At 37.3% G+C, this 21,467-nt stretch carries 19 protein-coding genes, 2 tRNA genes and 4 pseudogenes; 22 read left to right on the top strand and 3 right to left on the bottom strand.

Features of this window, described 5'->3' with window-relative positions; all coding sequences use genetic code 11:
- Positions 1-109 precede the first annotated feature (109 nt).
- Positions 110-358 (bottom strand): hypothetical protein, encoded by a 249-nt coding sequence (locus AB1279_RS05250; RefSeq protein ID WP_429758085.1) that lies wholly within the window; start codon positions 356-358, stop codon positions 110-112.
- Positions 359-494: 136 nt separating this feature from the next.
- Between AB1279_RS05250 and gerE the strand changes: the two are divergent.
- The 15 genes and pseudogenes from gerE to AB1279_RS05325 all read left to right on the top strand — a co-directional run.
- A pseudogene (gene gerE, locus AB1279_RS05255) lies at positions 495-584 on the top strand (spore germination transcription factor GerE); the annotation flags it as partial.
- Between the two features lie 138 nt (positions 585-722).
- Positions 723-1,577 carry a glutamate racemase gene (gene racE, locus AB1279_RS05260; protein ID WP_429761304.1) on the top strand — a complete coding sequence of 285 codons (855 nt, stop codon included), beginning with the start codon at positions 723-725 and terminating at the stop codon, positions 1,575-1,577.
- Between the two features lie 587 nt (positions 1,578-2,164).
- Entirely contained in the window at positions 2,165-3,205 is a 1,041-nt protein-coding gene (locus AB1279_RS05265) for a GerMN domain-containing protein (RefSeq protein WP_429758086.1), read from the top strand.
- A 125-nt stretch (positions 3,206-3,330) separates the two neighbouring features.
- Positions 3,331-4,068 (top strand): ribonuclease PH, encoded by a 738-nt coding sequence (gene rph, locus AB1279_RS05270; protein WP_429758087.1) that lies wholly within the window; start codon positions 3,331-3,333, stop codon positions 4,066-4,068.
- Positions 4,069-4,078: 10 nt separating this feature from the next.
- Positions 4,079-4,693: an XTP/dITP diphosphatase gene (locus tag AB1279_RS05275; protein WP_429758088.1), complete on the top strand. Its 615-nt coding sequence runs from the start codon at positions 4,079-4,081 to the stop codon at positions 4,691-4,693.
- Between the two features lie 13 nt (positions 4,694-4,706).
- Positions 4,707-5,213 (top strand): metallophosphoesterase family protein, encoded by a 507-nt coding sequence (locus AB1279_RS05280; RefSeq protein WP_429758089.1) that lies wholly within the window; start codon positions 4,707-4,709, stop codon positions 5,211-5,213.
- 101 nt (positions 5,214-5,314) lie between these two features.
- A tRNA-Gly gene (locus tag AB1279_RS05285) sits at positions 5,315-5,388 on the top strand.
- 1 nt (position 5,389) lies between these two features.
- Positions 5,390-5,463: transfer RNA gene (locus AB1279_RS05290), tRNA-Arg, on the top strand.
- A gap of 109 nt (positions 5,464-5,572) precedes the next feature.
- A pseudogene (locus AB1279_RS05295) lies at positions 5,573-6,225 on the top strand (tyrosine-type recombinase/integrase); the annotation flags it as partial.
- Positions 6,226-6,461: 236 nt separating this feature from the next.
- Positions 6,462-6,776 carry a hypothetical protein gene (locus tag AB1279_RS05300; protein ID WP_429753692.1) on the top strand — a complete coding sequence of 105 codons (315 nt, stop codon included), beginning with the start codon at positions 6,462-6,464 and terminating at the stop codon, positions 6,774-6,776.
- 248 nt (positions 6,777-7,024) lie between these two features.
- Complete coding sequence (locus tag AB1279_RS05305; protein WP_429758090.1) at positions 7,025-7,240, top strand: hypothetical protein; 216 nt, start codon at positions 7,025-7,027, stop codon at positions 7,238-7,240.
- Complete coding sequence (locus AB1279_RS05310) at positions 7,212-7,598, top strand: hypothetical protein (protein WP_429758091.1); 387 nt, start codon at positions 7,212-7,214, stop codon at positions 7,596-7,598. The genes AB1279_RS05305 and AB1279_RS05310 overlap by 29 nt, the downstream gene beginning before the upstream one ends.
- 33 nt (positions 7,599-7,631) lie before the next feature.
- The gene (locus tag AB1279_RS05315) at positions 7,632-7,832 is read left to right on the top strand and encodes a cytoplasmic protein (protein WP_335358855.1); all 201 of its coding nucleotides are present in this window, start codon (positions 7,632-7,634) and stop codon (positions 7,830-7,832) included.
- Between the two features lie 645 nt (positions 7,833-8,477).
- Positions 8,478-9,272, top strand: a pseudogene (locus tag AB1279_RS05320) (COG4705 family protein); the annotation flags it as partial.
- 548 nt (positions 9,273-9,820) lie between these two features.
- Positions 9,821-9,979: pseudogene (locus AB1279_RS05325) on the top strand (hypothetical protein); the annotation flags it as partial.
- A gap of 252 nt (positions 9,980-10,231) precedes the next feature.
- Here AB1279_RS05325 and AB1279_RS05330 read toward each other — a convergent pair.
- On the bottom strand, positions 10,232-10,846 hold the full coding sequence (locus AB1279_RS05330; RefSeq protein ID WP_336481842.1) for a PH domain-containing protein: 615 nt from the start codon (positions 10,844-10,846) through the stop codon (positions 10,232-10,234).
- Between the two features lie 305 nt (positions 10,847-11,151).
- Between AB1279_RS05330 and AB1279_RS05335 the strand changes: the two genes are divergently transcribed.
- The 7 genes from AB1279_RS05335 (at position 11,152) to yihA (ending at position 21,025) form a co-directional block, all read left to right on the top strand.
- Positions 11,152-11,400 (top strand): hypothetical protein, encoded by a 249-nt coding sequence (locus tag AB1279_RS05335; RefSeq protein WP_429758092.1) that lies wholly within the window; start codon positions 11,152-11,154, stop codon positions 11,398-11,400.
- A gap of 227 nt (positions 11,401-11,627) precedes the next feature.
- Positions 11,628-12,632, top strand: a complete 1,005-nt coding sequence (locus AB1279_RS05340; protein WP_429758093.1) for a hypothetical protein — start codon at positions 11,628-11,630, stop codon at positions 12,630-12,632.
- A 328-nt stretch (positions 12,633-12,960) separates the two neighbouring features.
- A complete protein-coding gene (tig, locus tag AB1279_RS05345; protein WP_429758094.1) occupies positions 12,961-14,244 on the top strand; it encodes a trigger factor in 1,284 nt (427 codons plus the stop codon).
- 266 nt (positions 14,245-14,510) lie between these two features.
- The gene (gene clpX / locus AB1279_RS05350; protein ID WP_230573826.1) at positions 14,511-15,776 is read left to right on the top strand and encodes an ATP-dependent protease ATP-binding subunit ClpX; all 1,266 of its coding nucleotides are present in this window, start codon (positions 14,511-14,513) and stop codon (positions 15,774-15,776) included.
- Positions 15,777-16,023: 247 nt separating this feature from the next.
- On the top strand, positions 16,024-17,694 hold the full coding sequence (gene lonB / locus AB1279_RS05355) for an ATP-dependent protease LonB (RefSeq protein WP_429753701.1): 1,671 nt from the start codon (positions 16,024-16,026) through the stop codon (positions 17,692-17,694).
- A 407-nt stretch (positions 17,695-18,101) separates the two neighbouring features.
- Positions 18,102-20,432, top strand: coding sequence for an endopeptidase La (gene lon, locus AB1279_RS05360; protein ID WP_429753702.1), 2,331 nt, complete (start codon positions 18,102-18,104; stop codon positions 20,430-20,432).
- Complete coding sequence (gene yihA, locus AB1279_RS05365; RefSeq protein WP_429753703.1) at positions 20,429-21,025, top strand: ribosome biogenesis GTP-binding protein YihA/YsxC; 597 nt, start codon at positions 20,429-20,431, stop codon at positions 21,023-21,025. The genes lon and yihA overlap by 4 nt, the downstream gene beginning before the upstream one ends.
- Positions 21,026-21,050: 25 nt before the next feature.
- On the opposite strand, the gene AB1279_RS05370 is transcribed toward yihA, so the two are convergent.
- On the bottom strand, positions 21,051-21,467 hold the full coding sequence (locus tag AB1279_RS05370) for an organic hydroperoxide resistance protein (RefSeq protein ID WP_429753704.1): 417 nt from the start codon (positions 21,465-21,467) through the stop codon (positions 21,051-21,053).

Raw genomic sequence — 21,467 nt, forward strand, 5'->3', positions numbered from 1 at the left:
GACCATTTTATAAGAGTGAAAGCAGAGAATAAAAAAATACATTGACTCTGTCTAAGAACCAATGCATTTTCCCTTGATATTTTTGTAAATGAGAGGATTTGTATCGTTATCAACTAAAGACATTAATTAATTGTTGAAGTGTTCTAGTATATTTTTTCTCACGCTTAACAGCTTCTAAAAATGCGGATTTACGGTTTCCAAATTTAACCGCTGATGCATATAAGGATTCAACATCTTCAATAGCGATGCCATGGAATCTACAAAATGTTAGTAAATAACCGCTTTTGTGCATACGTTGCATTTCTTTTAGAGTATCCTTCAGAGCATAAAAATTGATGTTTTCATCAAAAGTTGACATTACACTTGACCTCGAAATATTTAAGGTTTAGAATCTTGGTATGTTAGAACTTGTTGGATTTTATTCACTCTAAGATACTTACTCTTTTGAGGATAACGATTATTTGACTTTTTCGAGATGATGTTTGCAAAAACTACACATCCCAAATGCGATGCAAAAGCTAGGGGTTAAAGGACGCTCGCAAGCGGTTGTTGAGCTTCTTCGCATGGGAGAGCTTGAACTATAAAGGATGAAGCCGGCTTTTATATAAGGAAAAGCCGGTTATTTTTGTATCTTGCAAATTACTAGAAAAAGGAGGAGAATAAAAAGGTCTAACATGTACATAAAGTGAACCTTCTATTAGTCTATGTATGTTGTACTGATGATGAGTGCACGATTTGGGAATGTACGCTTAGAGTATGAAAGAGAAAACGGGGCGATTGTTTTGAATAGAGCGATTGGTGTAATTGATTCAGGTGTTGGCGGATTAACAGTAGCGAAAGAATTGATCCGGCAATTACCGAAAGAACGAATTATATATTTAGGAGATACAGCACGTTGCCCGTATGGTCCACGATCGCGTGAAGAAGTAAGACAATTCACATGGGAAATGACAGAGCATTTATTGGCACACGATATTAAAATGCTTGTCATTGCTTGTAATACTGCAACAGCAGTTGTACTTGAAGAAATGCAAAAGAAATTGTCTATTCCAGTGGTAGGCGTCATCCACCCTGGTGCGCGTACGGCACTTAAAATGACAAATGTGTACCATGTAGGTGTAATAGGAACGATTGGAACAGTAAAAAGTGGTGCGTACGAAGAGGCATTAAAATCGATTAACAACCGCGTATTAGTAGAGAGTTTAGCTTGCCCGCCGTTCGTTGAGCTTGTAGAAAGCGGGAATTTTGAGAGTGAAATGGCATATGAAGTGGTAAGAGAAACGCTGCAACCACTGAAGCAAACTGAAATCGATACACTGATTTTAGGATGTACGCATTATCCAATTTTAGGGCCGGTTATTAAGCGAGTTATGGGCGATTCTGTGCAATTGATTAGTTCAGGTGATGAAACAGCTCGTGAAGTGAGCACTATTTTATATCATAGTAAGATGCTGTATGGTAGAGAAGAGCAAAGTGATCATCTTTTTTTAACAACGGGAGACATTGATGTGTTTAAAGAAATTGCTTCCAAATGGTTTGGACAACCAATTGAGAATGTGAAGCATATTGTTTTATAAAGAGGCTGTTTTCATGGTTATTAAATTAAGAGAATAATATAAAAAGACCATCCTTATTCAGTGCGTATTTGAAAATAAAAGGATGGTCTTTGATTTTACTGAATTGTACACCGAATAGTAGTCACTTTAAGGGAAAACTCATTACTTGAGCTGTAGAGTAGTTTAAGGATGAATGAAAGTTACTGCCCGTAAGAGTCTAGTTTGTTCAACTAATCAACAGTAGGGATGAAGAAAACTCCTTACTGTTGGAAGTGTCACTTTATCCCGCATTAACGGGCAGTAAGCCCCCACCTCTAGATTGAGAGAGAGGCGAAGAAGCTAGGCAGGGGATAACTGCCCGTAAAAGCCCGATTGGTTCAACTAACCATAAGTAGGAAACCCGCCTACTTATGGAAGTTTCACTTTATCATGGAAGGTTAGTAAAGGGATTGAAAATATTCCAATAGAGGCAAGGAGTAAGTTTTTGACTATAATATAAAACTTTGTGCAGGTGTTTTTAGAAAAGATAAGTTGTCATTGCTTGTTCTAAAGTAAGAATCAGGCTCGTATACATATAGTACAAACTTAGATTTTTAGGAGGAAAGCGTATGCCTAAATCGACTTTCAAATGGCTTGTTTGTGCTACATTAAGTACGGTTTTATTAGCAGGATGTGGATTGTTTAGTAAGGAAAAAGCGACAGAGCAAATTGATCCACCTAAGAAAGTTACTTATACAGACGGGGAGAAGAAAGAAACTGCGAAACAAGGGCAAACGAAAAAACTAGATTTATATCTTGTAGATAAAAATGGTTATGTTGTGCCGCAAACGGTGCAGTTACCTGCTCCGAAAGATAACGCGGTGATTAAGCAGTCATTACAATATTTAGTGAAAGACGGGCCGGTAACAAACTTATTGCCAAATGGATTTCAAGCTGTGCTCCCAGCGGACACAGAAATGACAGTTGATGTGAAAAAAGACGGGACTGCGGTTGTTGATTTTTCAAAAGAACTGAAAAATTATAAAAAAGAAGAAGAGCGCCGCATTGTAGAAGCGGTTACTTGGACATTAACGCAGTTTAAAGAAGTAAAGAATGTGAAGTTCAGCATGAATGGGCAAGAATTAACGAAAATGCCTGTTGCTGGTACTCCGATTGGTAATGGGTTAAGCCGAGCAAATGGCATTAACTTTGATGATGAACAAGTGGCTGATATTACAAATACAAAACCAGTTACGCTGTATTTCTTAGCGCAAAATAATAAACAAAATTATTATGTGCCAGTAACGCGCCGCGTTGCAGAAGGAAAAGAAAATGAAGTTGCGACAATTGTAAAAGAACTTGTAAAAGGACCAGCGCATCAATCAGCGTTAACATACGACTTTAATCCAGATGTGAAGCTAATCAATGAGCCGAAACTTGAAAAAGGAACGGTTACGCTTAACTTTAATGAAAATATTTATGCGAATAAAGGTAAAAGTATGATTTCTGACTATGTACTTCAGTCTCTTGTATTAACTTTAACGGAAAAACAAGGAGTAGAAAATGTGTTAATTCAAGTGAATGGAAAAGCGAATCTTGTTACAGAAAAAGGCGCTAAATTAATAAAACCAGTCGATCGTCCGCAAAACGTGAACACAGGTAGTTTTTAAACAGGAATAATTTGATATACTTAATTTATGAAAAGAAGGGGAATTCCCCTTCTTTTATTGTCATACATAACATAATTTTTAAATGGGCTATACTAACATGTAGCAGTTATAAGGGGGTTATTTTTATGCGAGTAGATGGTAGACAAGCAGCAGATTTGCGCCGTGTACATATTCATACGAATTATTTAAAACATCCAGAAGGATCAGTACTAATTGAAGTTGGTGATACGAAAGTTATTTGTACAGCAACGATTGAAGAAAGGGTTCCGCCGTTTATGAGAGGCGAAGGAAAAGGATGGGTTACAGCTGAGTATTCTATGATTCCTCGTGCAACAGAACAGCGTACAATTCGTGAATCGAGTAAAGGAAAAGTAACGGGACGCACAATGGAAATTCAACGTTTAATAGGACGAGCATTACGTGCTGTTGTGGATTTAGAAGCGCTCGGTGAAAAGACGGTTTGGATTGACTGTGATGTCATTCAAGCTGATGGTGGAACGAGAACAGCTTCTATTACCGGGGCATATGTTGCGATGGTATTAGCGTTTGAGAAGCTTGTAGCAGCAGGGAAAGTATCGAAAATTCCAGTGAAAGATTACTTGGCAGCAACGTCTGTTGGAATCGTTGATGAGCATGGTATTGTGTTAGATTTAAATTATGCAGAAGATTCTAAGGCGAATGTCGATATGAACGTTATTATGACAGGAAAAGGGCATTTTGTTGAAGTACAAGGTACAGGAGAAGAAGCAACATTTAGCCGTAGTGAATTGAATGAATTGCTAGATGCGGCGGAACATGGAATTTTACAGCTTATTGAAATGCAAAAAGAAGCGTTGGGCGATATTGTAACTCATATGGAATAGAGGTAAAAATATGAAACAAGTTGTAGTAGCAACAAAAAATGCAGGAAAAGTACGTGAATTTGCGGAGCTATTTGAAAGGTTTGATTTAGAAGTAAAATCACTTTATGATTTTCCTCATATTGAAGAAGTAGAAGAAACTGGTGAAACGTTTGAAGAGAATGCCATTTTAAAAGCGGAACATCTTTGTAAACAGTTAGATGAAATTGTCATTGCGGATGATTCGGGTTTAATTGTAGATGCTCTGCAGGGAAAACCAGGAGTTCGCTCTGCTCGTTATGCAGGAGAAGAAAAGGATGATCAAGCTAACATTCAAAAGGTTCTAGAAGAATTAAAGGGTATTCCAATGGAAAAACGTACAGCACGTTTTTATTGCGCATTAGCCGTTGCGTTTCCACAAGAAGATAAAAAACCATTGATTGTAAACGGAACGTGTGAAGGGAAGATTTTAGAACAACAGCGCGGGGAAAATGGCTTTGGTTATGATCCAATCTTTTATGTAGAAGAATACAAAAGCGCAATGGCAGAATTGTCATCTGATGAGAAAAATAAAATTAGTCATCGCGGACGTGCTCTTCGTAAATTGGAAGAAAAAATTCCAGTATGGTTTTTAGGAGAAGAACAATAAGGGAGCGAAACCGATGAAGGCGTTAATTGTGAGCGACAGTCACGGTTCTGTGAAAGAGCTAAAACAATTAAAAGAGCAATATGAAGGAAACGTAGATGTGATGATTCATTGCGGTGATTCTGAATTAACATCTCAGTATTCTGAACTAGAAGGGTTTCATGTGGTGAAAGGAAATTGTGATTTTGTTGGTGATTTTCCAAATGATATCATCACAGATGTACAAAGCACTCGCTTTCTTGTAACGCATGGCCATTTATACAATATTAAAATGACGCTGCAAACACTTTTATATCGTGCTAAAGAAGCTGAGGCAAATGTTGTTTGCTTCGGTCATTCACATATATTGGGAGCAGAAATCATAGACGACATATTGTTTATCAATCCAGGAAGTATTCTTTTGCCGCGCTCGCGCAGAGAAAAAACCTTTGCTTTACTCGAAATACAAGAAGGCGAAATAGATATTCGTTTTCTTACATTAGATGGTGCAACTGTAGCGGAAAAAACATTTAAAATAGGGTGAGAAATTTTTCTTCACCCTATTTTAAAAAAATGTTGACTTTAATTATTGGTAATAATATAATAAAAACTGTCGATGAGACATTAGTAAAAATTTCATATCATGCGGGTGTAGTTTAGTGGTAAAACAAGAGCCTTCCAAGCTCTGGTCGAGAGTTCGATTCTCTTCACCCGCTCCATGTCCCAGTAGCTCAGCAGGATAGAGCAACGGCCTTCTAAGCCGTCGGTCGGGAGTTCGAATCTCTCCTGGGACGCTAAAAAAACCTTTGCGGTAACGTCAAATTCCGCAATATATAAGCCTTCTGATTCGTCAGTTGAATCGTACAATGTGCGGTCACTAACGAGTTAGGAGGCTTATTTTTTATGTCAAAAAGACGAGATTCTTTAACGGTTAGCGAAGACTTATCGAATATCTTTAGCGATAGATTGAAAAGTGATCGTGTTAAGAAAGAGACCGCAGAAAGTCGTTATACGTTAAATTTAACAATCGACAAAGCGCTCTATATAGTTGTGCGTCAAATGAAGGCGACTGGCTTACGTGAATGTACGATAAATGACTACTATATACACGTTAATCACTTTGCGAAGGTAACGGGCACGCAGTACCTAGAAGAATTAAATGTTAATCATATTTACGAATGGTTATCGTCTATGAACGTTAGCAATCAAACGAAATTAACTCGTTTAAAGTGCATAAAGGCGTTTCTAGGACGTTGTCATGATAACGGATGGATTGATATTAATTTTTGGCGCAATTAGAACATAAACATGTCGATTTAGAAGCGAAAGTATTAAGTGTTGACGGCGGTATTATTAAGAATCATGAATCAATATATCTGCCGTTTGACGACGCTCTCGCACGATTGCTAGACGTTCTTATGAAACAAAACGAAATTATTCGAAGAGAATACAACGTAAAAAATGATTATCTCTTTATTACGAAGAGTGGCGGAAGTGTCGTAACTAGTCCGACGAATAACATCATAACAAAACGAATGACTAAACATGCGAAAGAGAAACCGATAAATTAATAGTGGATATCGTTTTTGATACAGATCACGTAGAAAGTACATGTGATATAGCTAGAAGGTTGGCAGCTAAAACAGGTCACTCTTTTGATAGTGCTAGAGGGGCGGTGCGCTCGTTTGTAAAACGAAAGAGGGTTGCGTCTTAGTGAATGATTAATTACATAAATTTACTGTGTGCGGTAAAATAAAGAGTAGAATGTATCGGGATAAGGTGGGGAGACTGTATGCACATTAGCTCAGAGAGGAAAGCAGAGTTGTTTGAAGGACTTTTAAATCGTTTACGAAGAGACCGAAATATCATGGTAGGTAGTTCTTCTCGATTTAACTTATCTAATGTAAATACAATAAGGAAGCTACATATTATTCGCGATATGGGCACTAAAACAATTTATTGCCGTAAAGCAGAAGTAGCTAAAGAGTATATTCAACCTTTAAATTCAGATAAAATACGTCTGTTTTCAGGTGGAATTTGTAAGTTATGTGTGAAAAAGTGGATTAAAGAAGAGTTTAAGAAGCTATTACAGGAAGAAAAAAGGTAGATAGGAGTGGGTATCTACGTGCGAAGATAAAGTAACCTTAATCATGCTAGCGGTATTAACGATAGCGCTGGTATTCGTTGGTGTCTCGTCTAAGTTTAACAGCCTTATCGTTGACGTTATCGCCGTACTATTCCTATTGATATCTACTGCGGTAGGTGCAGCAATTATAAAAGAACGCAGGCTGCGTAAGAAGAATGGACGATAAGTAGGACAAAGAAATACGTTTCCTTTCGAAAGGGGGTACATATATGAAGATAAAAGTAAAAATAAAAAAAAGGAAGAAACATTCCGTAATTCTGTTAACAATCGCACTAATTGCGTTAGTAGTTACGGATATTATCGGAAACTTGTATCTTAGTGCAGCCGCCGTAATATTAGGACTAGCTGTGTTCGCAGCAACTATTACAGATATGATTGGAGACTGGCGAATATACCGTGACGGAATTTATCGAGGTAGACGGTAAGGAAACCGAAGTAAAGCAATGTAAATCCTGCGCTGAAAAGTTTCCGCTAGATAGCTATTATCGAAATGGGCGTGGGGGATTTAAGCTGATTTGCAAGCGATGCTATGAAGATAAATACGATAGAGCTAGAGCCGTAAAACAAGCGTTAGATAAATCACATACAAACAAAATACAGCGGCAAGGAATCGCATCGTTTAGCGTAACTGCCGTCGGCTCATTCACATTCGAAGAAAATAACGTTTCTAGTGCGATTAAGCAGCTATTATCGGAACTTATCCCCGACAGTGTGTTACAATTAATAGAAGCGGAAAACGAGAATCTCCAATTGACTGGACGTGTGATTGGTTGGACAGTTTAAGAAGGTTGTATAAAAAAGGGAGATGGCGCAAGGATGGCGAGATCAAATGAGAATGATTTAACGGAGAAATTGGCAGAAGGTCACCGAAAATATGGTGACGGCAACTTTACAGTACAGAATATCGGCGATGAAACTAACCCGAATTGGACTGTCGTAAAAAATGTGAGGAAGGGATCGGCAGGTATTCGCGAAGAGGAAGATATATTAAGACTGCGATCAAAATATATAAAATAGTGCGGAAAGGTACGCCGAGATTCGCATTTTAAGACGATTATTTTTTATTCCGTGGATAAGGGGATTCATCTAAATGCGTCAGAATTTTCGATAGGGAATTGATAGAACAAAAAGGCATTCAACATTGACGTAGAACTACTATATAGCGTATAATATTAATTAACAAAAACGGTCAGTTGACCGCCCAAATGAACGTTCAGCAAACGATGAAAGAATCGTTTATATATCGTAGGTAATTGACGGGTCGGGAGTTCGAATCTCTCCTGGGACGCTAAAAAAACCTTGTTATCTTTTGATGACAAGGTTTTTTATTTTTTATCATAAGAAATGGTAATTGTGCTATTTCTTATGATAAAAAAGTAAAGCATCGGTGATAAAACCGATGCTTTTTTTGTTAAATGATTGTTATTTTATTTGTTTTTTTACTCCCCTAGAAGAGCGCTTGTTATAAAGAATGCTTTCCTTTTTTATGATGTTACATTAATTTTTAATAAATTTCTCATATAAATCTAATTAGATTTTCAGATGAATTTCATTAAAAGTTAGTAAAGTAGGGACTAGTTCTTGTAGTAATCATCAAATGAATAAACGAGAATCATGAAATGTTTAAGTTATTCATTATCGGCTAAAATACAATAAAAGGAGATGAGTTCATTGGCAAAAGATCTATTCGTTTCCGATGAAGTCGCTGCCGCCTCGTCACTAGGCCGGCAGATGTTGAATAAGGTTCCACAAGTTACGATCTTCTTCTGGATAATCAAAATTTTATGCACAACTGTTGGTGAAACATTTGCTGATTTCCTAAATTTCAACCTTGGATTTGGTTTAACTCTCACTACCATAATTATGGGAATAGCGTTTTTCATTGTATTGTATCTTCAATTCAGAGCAACTAAATATGTTCCAGGCATTTATTGGCTAACTGTTGTTCTTATAAGTGTATTTGGAACGTTGGTAACTGATAATTTAACAGACAATATGGGAGTACCTCTTGAGGTTAGTACGGTAGTTTTCTCCGTGCTGCTAGGTTTAACTTTTCTTTTTTGGTATCTCAGTGAAAAAACACTCTCAATACACTCGATTTTTACAAGAAAAAGAGAAGTTTTCTATTGGCTTACCATTCTTTTCACATTTGCACTTGGAACAGCAGTCGGAGATTTATATTCCGAACAACTCGGACTTGGTTATCTTTACACAGGAATACTAGTCGTTATTATAATTGGTTGTGTATTTTTAGCATGGAAGTTTTTGAAACTTGATGGGGTATTAGCGTTTTGGATTGCGTATATTCTTACTCGTCCACTCGGAGCATCAATAGGAGATTACCTATCTCAACCCAAAAATAATGGCGGGTTAGGTTTGGGGACAACAATTACTAGTGTAATTTTTCTAATAGCTATTTTAGCGATAATCGTTTTTCTTGCTGTTACAAAAGTTGATACAAAGGTAAAAAGTGATACAGCAGAAACAAAACAAGCAAATGGAAACAAGAAAAATGTTTTGACACAAACCATTGTGGTACTATGCATGTTCTTAGTTGGTGGTATAGGCGGTTATGTTTGGTGCAGTAATCATATAGCACCGCCAACCGATTCTGCGCAAACTACATTATCTGGACAGTTAACAGATTTTGTTAAAATTGAAAGTGATATGCTAAACCATGTAAACTCAAATGACTTTACTTCGGCGAAAAAAGGGGCAGACAATTTGGAACATGAATGGGACACAGCGGAGCCTAAACTTAGGAAAATAGATGGCACAACGTGGACTAAAATTGATGGAACTATTGACAGTGTATTAGCAGCAGTTCGTTCATCAAACCCTGATGTCAACAAGTGCAAATCTGCACTTAACAATTCGCTTAGTGTCATAAACGGAGCAAATAAATAAAAATTTTAGGAATCGCAAATCGCGGTTCCTTTTTTGTGTTGCGGATAAGGTCTTATTATCGAGCTTTAGTAAAATAAAGTGGTTGATACATAAAGGTTTTCGGTGATTACTTGTCGCAGCCTCGCGATGAAGGTGGTCTTGGTTTAGGTACCATAGGAACTAGTGCGATCTTTTTTGTAACGATTTTGAGTTTGGTCATATATTTGACCAAAACGAGAAGAGACGAGATCTTGGATTTGAGTTCAACTGAGGAGTAGGGAAAAGAGGGGGGCTTCAAGTGGGTTCAGTGAGTACTCGTAAGAAGCTTAGTGAATACACTGTCTGTTTTCTTAAACTAAATCTTCGTTAATAAATTATGCTTGAACATAAATACTGAAAAAACAGCCAACCTTTCATTGAGTATCCATGGAAGGTTGGCTGTTTTACTAGTTTAAGGGCTTAAAATTAAGCACATTATTGTAAATACATATGAAAGAGATAAGGACTGTTTCTTTTTATATGAGTTTAGGTTAATTGTTAATAAACTTCTCAAACACAAACCCGAAATCTTTTACATTATATTGTTTCTTCGTATCCACAAGCCAGTTAAACGCTATTTGATTAATTTCTTTAAACTGCGCTGCTACATCTAGCTCAGCATTTCTCACATTGCTTAATGTAGAAGAGGCCATTTCTAAGCTCTTATGTGCGTATTGCGTTACGATATCATTTTCATGAGTGATTTCCGCGATTTTCAGAAGCGCTTTATATAAATCTTTTACCTCTTCAATATGTTTTTTATGTACGTCGATGGAGTAATGCTCTCCGCCCATATTAAATTTAATCTCAATATCTAAGTCTACTGTCCCTGCTGTTTCAAGCAGAACGTTAGAAATTTTATGAGTGTTGTAATTATAACGGCGAAGTGTACGTTTCTTACTTATCGCACTTGTTCCGTCAACATGAATAAGAGCTGTATTTGTAAAGCAATACTCATCTGTTTTTGATTTGATTAAAAAGTAAATTTTTTCGTTTTCTTCATGCATGACATAATCATCAGCATCTACTTTATCATAATCAGCAGGGGTAATAACGGACCCAATGTCACTTAAACCAAGCATATCAGCTGCTACTTTTTTAAACATTGTAGTATCGCCCTTTCGTTTTGAAATTTCTGAATCATTTCGAATTTATTATAACATGAGAGAAGTCTTTTTTTTTGAGAAATCTTACAATTCTGTAAGGTACATGTAAGAAAATTCGATGGTAACTATTTCTAAAAAATCTATACTAAAGATAACAAAGACGACGCGAGGAGGAAAAATAATGAAAGGTTTAGCTGTTGTAGCTTTATCGATTGCTTTTGGAGTTGTTGCCTTTGATAAATTGATGGACATGATTAATGTTATAAAACATTTAATTGCATAAATAAGATTTAAGGGGACAAGGAATGGAATGGTTATTGGGGATTGTTGGGATTTGTAGTGTTGTTTTATTATTTATGTTTCCAATTGGATTATTAAGTTCAAGTACAAGTATATTTTTTTTGTGTTCAATCATTAGTACCATGATTATTATTATGGTATTGATGAAACGTAGTAAGCTTATTTTCTTCTTTAGCATCATCATAATGGTGTTTATTGTTCTTCAAGTGATAACCCTCTTTGTATATCCTACTATTATAAAAGCCTTTCATTAGAACTCTCCGCATCAGTAGCTGAGAGTTTTTTTCTTCCTCCTGTAAGGATCATCACTTGCTTCTAAAAATTCTACTTTCGTATTTCTGGTTAGTATATTCTATTTTTGTATAGTAGAAATCTGTATTTTCCTAGTAAAAACGAACAGATTCCAAATATTGTGTTCCGAACTATCATTTGTTATATTAACTTTAAAGTGTATTGAAAATCTAAAAAAAGAGGCGAGCGTATGGATAAAAAAGAAAGTACGGTCGTATTGTTTCCGCAGTTGTCAGCGCGATTTATCGACGAAGGGTTTATTGCATTGCGTGAACGTCGGTTTGAAGAAGCTTTAACATGCTTCGAAATGTTGCGCCAGTACGGAGCACAGACAGAACAATCAGAATTGGCTTCAGTTATTTGTTTACTAGAATTAAAGGAAATGAAAGAAGCGAAAGAGCGATGCGAGGAATTGCTTGAAACAGGGGAACTCTTATTTCAGGATATTCTCGAAACATATGTTACGATTTTAGTACAAACAAATGATTATGAAGGCATTATTGAAACGGTACAGTCCGTTTTACAAACGAAAGAAATAACAGAAGAGCAAAAAGAGAAATTAGCACAACTTGCATTGTTTGCAAAGAGTATGTTAGATGGTGAAGAAGTAGTAGAAATAGACAATGACGTATTTTTTGATGAACCTGCGTTTGCAGATGCTTTGCTTAAAGGTGATTATGGGAAGCAACTGCGGGCGATAAATCGTCTTCCGAATAGAAATGTCGGAAGTGCGTTGCCAGCGCTGCGTAAATTTTTACTAGATGAAACGAAGCACCCTTATATTAAAACTTCTATCTTACACATATTAATGGAAAATCAAATACAAGAAAGCGTAGATGTGGAGAAATTCGGTGAGACAATAACGGTTATACCGGCTAATTTATCTTATAATCCATATGATACAGAAAAAGTGTTACATATATTGTCTGATCGCTTAGAGCATGATAATCCAACGATGTATGAGGCGATTATTACATATTGGAAAGAAATGCAAACAAGCATCTTTCCGTTTCCTTTATTAATAGAGAAAGACAAGTTATGGGCAGCTGTTTTAGAGAGAGTTGGAAGAAAACGCTTTGGAATGCCGATTCGTGAGGAACAGCTTCTTCGTGAGTATGATATTACTCTTGAAGAATATCATGTTGCATATCAGTGGTTTTTACGTATTGAGAAAGAAGGGTTTATGCCAGTATAATGAAAAAGAATGTTTCGGTTATTGAAACGAGAGTATTCTATGTTATAATGTAAGGGTTGTAAAAGGCTGAAATCTGCCTTTTTATAAGAGAATAGAAACAAATATTCTCTTACTTATATGTTTCATATTATTCTCGAACAAAATATACCATATTTGTCTTTTGGACAAATAGTAGATTGAGAATGATGCGTCCGAGGTTTTTATAACGGATGTAAAAGCTGAATGCGTCAGCTTTACAGAGTGTTTGTTGTTTCTTTATCAGAGACGATAAATGCCTCGATCTCTAGAGGTATGTGCATACATTATTATAGTTGGAGGGAAAGAATAAATGGCTGCAAAATGGGAAAAATTAGAAGGTAACGTTGGCGTTTTAACAATTGAAGTTGATGTGAAAGAAGTAAACAACTCTTTAGACGCTGCGTTCAAAAAAGTTGTAAAAACAATCAATGTACCAGGCTTCCGTAAAGGAAAAATGCCTCGTCCACTATTCGAACAACGCTTCGGTGTAGAATCTTTATACCAAGATGCTTTAGATATCATCTTACCAAAAGCATACGGAGAAGCAATTGATGAAACTGGTATCTTCCCAGTTGCTCACCCTGAAATCGACATCGAGAAATTCGAAAAAGGCGAAAACTTAATTTTCACTGCAAAAGTTACTGTAAAACCTGAAGTGAAATTAGGCGAGTACAAAGGCTTAACAGTAGAAAAAGTTGATACTACTGTAACTGATGAAGATGTAGAGAATGAATTAAAATCTTTACAAGAGCGTCAAGCTGAGCTTGTAGTTAAAGAAGACGGCATTGTAGAAAACGGTGCTACAGCTGTAATCGACTTCGAAGGTTTCGTTGATGGCGAAGCATTTGAAGGCGGAAAAGGCGAGAACTACTCTTTAGAAATTGGTTCTGGTACATTCATCCCAGGATTTGAAGAGCAATTAGTTGGTCTAAAAGCTGGCGAACAAAAAGACGTGGAAGTATCATTCCCAGAAGAATACCATGCAGCAGAACTAGCTGGTAAACCAGCAACATTTAAAGTAACAGTTCATGAAATTAAAGTGAAAGAACTTCCTGCTTTAGATGATGAGTTCGCAAAAGATGCAAACGAAGAAGTAGCAACTCTTGATGAGTTAAAAGCAAAACTTCGTGAAAACTTAGAAGAGAACAAAAAACATGAAGCTGAGAACAAACTTCGTGACGAAGTAGTAGAAAAAGCTGCTGCAAATGCAGAAATTGAAATTCCAGAAGCAATGATCGAAACTGAATTAGATCGTATGGTTCGCGAATTCGAGCAACGCTTAAGCTACCAAGGCATGAACTTAGAGCTTTACTACCAATTCACAGGTACTGATGAAGCAAAATTAAAAGAACAAATGAAAGAAGACGCAGCAAAACGCGTAACAACTAACCTTGTTCTTGAAGCAATCATCAAAGCTGAAAACATTGAAGTAACAGAAGAAGAAGTAAATGCAGAAGTTGAAAAAATGGCTGAAATGTACAACATGCCAGTAGACGCTGTGAAACAAGCTCTTGGTAACGTTGAAGGTGTAAAAGAAGAGCTTCAAATTCGTAAAGCAGTAGATTTCTTAGTAGATAACAGCAAGACTGCATAATAAAATAACAAGGCGCGACATTGCTCGTGCCTTGTTTTATAAATATAAATATATTTGTAAAACATTTTTGTTATGAAGAAGGAAATGATTCTTCGAAAGTCGAATATACATATTTCAAAAGTTTCAAAAAATTTTTTATTTGTACATAACTAACCATATTATTTGTATTTCTAGCCACGTAGTGACATAATATGTATTTACATACGATACATTTATCGTGTACATACGAAGGCAAGGTTTTAGCACTTTGTAAGGGGTGTGAAAATATGTTTAAATTTAATGATGAAAAAGGGCAATTAAAATGTTCTTTCTGTGGTAAAACACAAACGCAAGTTCGAAAGCTTGTTGCAGGTCCTGGTGTCTACATTTGTGATGAATGTATAGAACTTTGCACAGAAATCGTGCAAGAGGAGCTTGCAAAAGATGAAGAAGTAGAATTCAAAGATGTACCGAAACCGGTAGAAATCCGTGAGATTTTGGATGAATATGTAATCGGACAAGATCAAGCGAAAAAGGCTTTAGCGGTAGCGGTATATAACCATTACAAACGCATTAATTCTAACAGCAAAATTGATGATGTAGAATTAGCGAAAAGTAATATTGCTTTAATTGGACCAACTGGTAGCGGTAAAACGTTACTGGCACAAACATTAGCACGTATTTTAAATGTTCCATTTGCAATTGCTGACGCAACATCTTTAACAGAAGCTGGATACGTTGGGGAAGATGTAGAAAACATCCTACTAAAACTTATTCAAGCAGCTGATTATGATGTAGAGAAAGCGGAAAAAGGAATCATTTATATTGATGAGATTGATAAAGTGGCGCGTAAGTCAGAAAATCCGTCAATTACACGTGATGTATCTGGTGAGGGTGTGCAACAGGCACTTCTTAAAATTTTAGAAGGTACTGTAGCAAGCGTTCCTCCTCAGGGTGGTCGTAAGCATCCACATCAAGAGTTTATTCAAATTGATACAACAAACATTTTATTCATTTGTGGCGGTGCATTTGATGGCATTGAACCAATTATTAAACGCCGTCTTGGTGAAAAAGTGATTGGTTTCGGTTCTGAGAAGAAAAATGCTGATGTAACAGAAAAGCATGTTTTATCGCATGTATTACCAGAAGATTTATTAAAATTTGGATTAATTCCAGAATTTATTGGTCGTCTTCCGGTTATTGCGAATTTAGAGCCGCTTGATGAAGGCGCTCTAGTTGACATCTTAACAAAGCCAAAAAATGCGCTTGTGAAGCAGTTCCAAAAGTTATTGGAACTTGATGATGTTGAATTAGAGTTTGAAGAGGGTGCCCTTGTTGAAATTGCGAAAAAAGCAATTGAACGTAAAACGGGTGCACGTGGACTTCGTTCAATCATTGAAGGCCTTATGCTTGATGTGATGTTCGAACTTCCGTCTCGTAAAGATATTGAGAAATGTGTGATTTCAAAAGAAACAGTAGCAGAAAATGCTACACCAAAATTAGTGCTTCAAGATGGTACTGTACTTGAACAAGATACAAAAACATCTGCATAAAGTGAAACCTTAATCAGTGGGGAATTCTTTCTGCTGATTATGAGTGGAACAAATCGGGCACATACCAGTAATTGATCCCCACCTAACTTTTTGCTTGTGCTGAATTTTGAGGTGGGGATATTATTGTCCGTGAATAGCAGCATAAACGTTAAGAAACAGCAATTGTATAATTGCTGTTTCTTATTATGTTTAGCGTGTTTCCTCCCAGGGGATACTGATAAGTAAAACATAGCGGGAGGAAATGAGTATGAGCTGGACAAATATTTTTTTAATCGTTCAACTTGTCTTTGGTGTAATTGTCGGATTGTATTTTTGGCATTTACTCAAAAACCAGCGAACACAAAAGGTTTCAATTGATAGAGAATCAAAGAAAGAGCTAGAGCAACTTCGAAAAATGCGGGAAATTTCTTTAACAGAACCCCTTGCTGAAAAAGTTCGCCCAGCGTCTTTTGCTGATATTGTTGGACAAGAAGATGGTATTAAATCATTAAAGGCTGCGCTATGCGGTCCAAATCCGCAACATGTCATAATATATGGACCGCCAGGAGTTGGGAAAACAGCAGCGGCTCGGCTCGTATTAGAAGAAGCAAAGAAAAATTCGAAATCTCCATTTCGAATGACTGCAACATTTATTGAGCTGGATGCCACAACGGCTCGATTTGATGAGCGGGGGATTGCTGATCCGTTAATTGGTTCTGTTCATGATCCAATTTATCAAGGTGCCGGAGCAATGGGACAGGCTGGTATTCCGCAACCGAAAAAAGGAGCGGTCACAGATGCGCATGGAGGTATTTTATTTATTGATGAGATTGGGGAATTGCATCCAATTCAAATGAATAAGATGTTAAAAGTGCTTGAGGATCGTAAAGTATTTTTGGAAAGTGCATATTATAGTGAAGAGAATTCTCTCATTCCAACGTATATTCATGATATTTTCCAAAAGGGATTACCAGCTGATTTTCGTCTTGTTGGCGCAACAACACGTTCTCCAGATGAAATTCCTCCTGCCATTCGATCACGCTGTTTAGAAGTCTTTTTTCGTGAGCTAGATACAGAAGAAATTGAAGCAGTAGCCAAAAATGCTGCTGAAAAGGTGGATATGGAGCTAGGTGAACATGGTATAGAAATGATTGGAATGTACGCACGGAATGGAAGAGAAGCCATTAATCTTGTGCAAATCTCGGCTGGAATGGCAATTAATGAAGGACGATCTTTTATAAAGGATGAGGATATTGAATGGGTTATTCATTCAAGCCAACTGACGCCGAAATATGAAAAGCGGGTATATCCAATTCCAAAAATTGGTCTTGTGAATGGCCTGGCTGTATATGGACCCAATACAGGGGCATTACTTGAAATAGAAGTAACGGCAATTCCAGCAAAAGAGAATGGATCCGTTGTGGTAACAGGGATTGTAGAAGAAGAAAGTATCGGTAATCAAACGAAATCAATTCGTCGTAAAAGTATGGCGAAAGGTTCTGTTGATAATGTTGTGACTGTCCTTCGTTCGTTAGATCTATTACCAGAAGGATATGATATACATATTAACTTTCCAGGCGGTATTCCAATTGATGGACCATCTGCCGGCATTGCCATTGCAACGGGTGTATATTCTGCTGTTCATCGCATGTATATCAATAATGAAGTAGCGATGACTGGAGAAATTAGTATTCACGGAGAAGTGAAACCAGTTGGTGGTGTTTATGCGAAAGTAAAAGCAGCGAAAAAGGCTGGGGCAAAGAAAGTGCTAATCCCAGCAGAAAATATGCAGCCTTTCCTCTACACAATCAAAGGTATTGAAATCATTCCTGTACGAAAATTAAAAGAAGTATTTGCATTAGTATTTGTAAAAGAAAAAATTGAGCGAACAGGCGATACATTACTTTCCGTAGATGAAGGTGACGTGCAATCGATGTAAAGTGAAACTTCCATCAGTGGGGGTTTTTCATCCCCACTGATGGTTAGTTGAACCAATCGGGCTTTTACGGGCAGTTAGCCCCCACCTAACTTCTTCGCTTCTCTCAATCTTGGGGTGGAGGTCTTACTGCCCGTTAATGCGGGATAAAGTGAAACTTCCATCAGTGGGGGGGGCAGCCGCCACTGATGGAAAGCTCTCACCAATCGGGCTCATATGGGCAATCATCATACGAGAGATGCTAACTTTATTGCCCGTCAGAGCAGGATATCCTAGACTTCGTTTAAGTTGTTATATGCTTAAGCGAAGTCCCTTTTTCTTTAATGAGCAATAGGGCATCGAGTCTCTGCGATTGCATAAGGCTTTATTGTAATATAAAATAGGGAAACAAAGATATTTATGGAGGTGCTATGTCTAATATGAATGCGAACGAAAGAATCGTGCCCCTCCTACCATTAAGAGGCGTTCTCGTATATCCGACGATGGTTCTGCATCTTGATGTAGGACGTGATAAATCGATACAAGCGCTCGAGCAGGCGGCTGTAGATGAAAATATAGTTTTTTTAGCGATGCAAAAAGACGTGAATATCGATGATCCGAAAGAAGATGATATTTATAAAGTAGGTACGTTAGCAAAAGTGAAGCAAATGCTCAAATTGCCAAACGGAACGATGCGTATCCTTGTAGAAGGTTTACATAGAGTAGAAATGACCGAATTCATCGAAGAAGATGATGTAATTACAGCTAATGTCCGTACGTTAATGGAAGAAGAAGAGGGCGATTTAGAAGAAAAAGCACTCATGCGTACATTAATTGAGTATTTTGAGCAATATATTAAGTTGTCTAAGAAGGTTTCAGATGAAACTTTTGTAACAGTGGTTGATGTTGATGAACCAGGTCGATTAGCCGATCTCATAGCATCTCATTTGCCGCTCAAAATGAAGCAAAAGCAACAGATTTTAGAAATCGCTGCGGTGAAAGAACGATTACATACACTTATTTCTTTTATTCAAGATGAAAAAGAGTTATTGAACTTAGAAAAGAAAATTGGTCAGCAAGTGAAGCGTTCTATGGAGCGTACACAAAAAGAGTACTTCTTACGTGAGCAAATGAAAGCTATTCAAAAAGAACTTGGTGATAAAGAAGGAAAAGGCGGCGAAGTAGAAGAGCTTCGTGAAAAGATTGAAGAATCGGGAATGCCAGAAGAAACGCAGCAGGCAGCTTTAAAAGAGCTAGATCGTTATGAGAAATTGCCGGCAAGTTCAGCAGAGAGCGGTGTGATTCGCAATTATATTGATTGGTTATTATCTCTTCCTTGGACTGAGGCAACAGAAGATCGTATAGACCTTATGCGTGCTGAAAAAATTTTAAATGAAGAGCATTATGGGCTTGAAAAAGTAAAAGAGCGAGTACTTGAATATTTAGCAGTGCAAAAGCTTACGAATTCATTAAAGGGACCTATTCTTTGTTTAGTCGGTCCACCTGGGGTTGGGAAAACATCGTTAGCTAAATCAATTGCGACATCATTAAATCGTAATTTTGTTCGTGTTTCACTTGGTGGTGTACGTGATGAATCTGAAATCCGTGGTCATCGTCGTACGTATGTTGGTGCGATGCCGGGCCGTATTATTCAAGGAATGAAAAAGGCAAAGACAATCAATCCAGTCTTTTTATTAGATGAGATTGATAAAATGTCGAATGATTTTCGAGGAGACCCTTCAGCAGCATTATTAGAGGTGTTAGATCCAGAGCAAAATCATAATTTCAGTGATCATTACATTGAAGAGCCATATGATTTATCGAAAGTTATGTTTATTGCAACAGCTAATACGCTGGCAAGCATCCCAGGTCCGCTTCTTGATCGCATGGAGATTATTTCAATTGCTGGCTATACAGAACTTGAAAAAGTACATATTGCCCGTGAGCATTTGCTTCCGAAACAATTGAAGGAACATGGGTTGAAAAAAGGGAATTTACAAGTACGTGATGAAGCACTTCTTGAAATTATCCGTTACTATACACGTGAAGCAGGTGTTCGTACGTTAGAGCGTCAGCTGGCGAAGGTTTGCCGGAAAGCAGCGAAGATTGTTGTAACAGAAGAGCGTAAGCGCGTTGTTGTAACAGAAAAGAATATTACAGAGTTGCTTGGAAAGCGAGTATACCGCTATGGTCAAGCTGAAACGAAAGATCAAGTAGGTATGGCAACAGGTTTAGCGTATACAGCAGCTGGAGGAGATACGCTTGCAATTGAAGTATCTGTATCTCCAGGAAAAGGAAAACTAATTTTAACAGGAAAACTTGGAGATGTGATGAAAGAATCTGCACAAGCAGCATTTAGTTATATTCGTTCACGTGCAGAAGAATTGCATATTGACCCTGATTTCCATGAAAAACATGATATCCATATTCATGTTCCTGAAGGTGCTGTACCAAAAGATGGGCCATCTGCGGGGATTACGATGGCAACAGCTCTTATTTCAGCATTAACAGGAATTCCTGTTAGTAAAGAAGTAGGAATGACGGGTGAAATTACACTTCGTGGTCGTGTATTACCAATTGGTGGATTGAAAGAGAAAACGTTAAGTGCGCATCGTGCAGGTTTAACGAAAATTATCTTACCAGCCGAAAATGAAAAAGATTTAGAAGATATTCCAGAAAGCGTAAAGGAAAACCTTACGTTTGTGCTGGCCTCGCATTTAGATGAGGTACTAGAGCACGCATTAGTAGGAGTGAAAAAATGAAAGTAACAAAAGCTGAGATTGTTATTAGCGCAGTCAAACCAGAACAATATCCTGAGGGTGATTTACCAGAAATCGCATTAGCGGGTCGTTCTAATGTTGGAAAGTCATCCTTTATAAATAAAATTTTAAATCGAAAAAAATTAGTGCGCATTTCTTCTAAACCAGGAAAAACGCAAACATTAAATTTTTTCATTATTAATGATATGATGCATTTCGTGGATGTACCAGGTTATGGATATGCGAAAGTATCGAAGTCAGAACGAGCAGCATGGGGCAAGATGATCGAAACGTATTTCACAACAAGAAAACAGCTAGATGCAGCTGTTCTTGTTATTGATTTACGTCACAAGCCGACAAGTGATGATGTGATGATGTATGATTTCTTAAAGCATTATGAAATTCCAACAATCATTATCGCAACAAAAGCCGATAAAATTCCAAAAGGAAAATGGCAAAAGCACTTAAAAGTTGTGAAAGAAACGCTTGATGTAGAACCAGGAGATGAAGTCGTATTATTTTCTTCAGAAACAGGTCTTGGGAAAGAAGAAGCGTGGAAAGCGATTCATAAGTTTACAAATACAAAAAACGTGTGACGAATTGTCACACGTTTTTTTGGTACTATAGTACGTTTAATGTAACTTCAATATTTCCTTTTGTTGCTTTAGAGTATGGACATACTCCGTGTGCAGATTCTACTAATTGTTTTGCTTCTTCGTGAGATACACCAGCTACGCGTACATCTAATGTGACAGCTAATCCGAATCCCCCATCTGTATCTTTGCCAATTGATACGTGAGCCGTTACTTCCGTACTTTCTACTTTTACGCGTTTCGTACGAATCACAAGCTGCAGCGCACTATCAAAACAGGCTGCATATCCTGCTGCAAATAATTGCTCAGGGTTTGTTGCATGGCCGCCCATACCACCTAATGCTTTTGGCATTTTTACATCGAGATTTAAAACACCATCCTCAGAAATTACTTTCCCATTTCGTCCACCTGTTGCTGTTACAGTAGCAGTATATAAATTTTCCAT

It is taken from the genome of Bacillus sp. S14(2024) (genome assembly GCF_050473785.1).
GTDB classification, from domain to species: Bacteria; Bacillota; Bacilli; order Bacillales; family Bacillaceae_G; genus Bacillus_A; species Bacillus_A yunxiaonensis.